The following is a 736-nucleotide window of genomic DNA, read 5'->3' as shown; positions in this document are numbered from 1 at the left end:
CTGCGCTGCCGCGGCGGCGTGCTCGACCGGCGCCGCATTGCGCCGCGTCGTCTCGTCCAGGCGGGCGACGGCCGCATTGATGTCGTCAATGCCGGCGCTCTGCTCCGCCGAGGCCGCCGAGATTTCCGACAGGACGGAATTGACCTGCCGCACGCGCCCGGCGACCTGCTCGATGGTATCGCGCGCCTTCTGCACCAGCGCGTCGCCGCGCCCGGCGTTGGCGATCGATTCAGCGATCAGGGACTTGATCTCGTTGACCGACGCCGCGCTTTTTTGCGCCAGGTTGCGCACCTCGGTAGCCACGACGGCAAAGCCCCGCCCCTGGTTGCCCGCGCGGGCGGCCTCGACAGCGGCGTTCAGGGCGAGGATGTTGGTCTGGAAGGCAATGCCCTCGATCACCTCGACGATGCGGCCGACCGATTGCGCGCTGCGGTTGATTTCCTTGGTCGTGTCCGTGACCGCTGCCATATGCTGTGCGGCACGCATGGCCACCTCGCTGGTATCGGCCGCCAGGCTGCTTGCTTCCATGCAGCTGTCGGCATTCCTCCGCACGGTAACGGCAAGCTGGCGTACTGCGGCCGCTGTGCCGGCAAGCGTTTCGCCCTGCTCATCGGTCCTTTGCGCCAGCGCGGTATTGTCGGCAGCCATCTTGCGCGCGGACGTGAGGATAGCCTCGCCGCCGGCCCGGACCTGGTTGACGATATCGATCAGACTCTGGTTCATGCGGCCCGCCGCC

The 736-nt window shown here is 67.9% G+C and carries 1 protein-coding gene; it reads right to left on the bottom strand.

The features are described from left to right. Positions 1-723 (bottom strand): methyl-accepting chemotaxis protein (locus AYR66_RS24295; protein ID WP_234815074.1); only part of this gene is annotated, 723 nt, incomplete at its 3' end. Between the last annotated feature and the right edge of the window lie 13 nt (positions 724-736).

Origin of the sequence: Noviherbaspirillum denitrificans (genome assembly GCF_002211445.1) — a bacterium.
Classification (GTDB): domain Bacteria; phylum Pseudomonadota; class Gammaproteobacteria; order Burkholderiales; family Burkholderiaceae_D; genus Noviherbaspirillum; species Noviherbaspirillum denitrificans.
The sequence above is the reverse complement of the archived record's forward strand: the minus strand, read 5'-3'. Positions and strand labels throughout refer to the sequence as shown.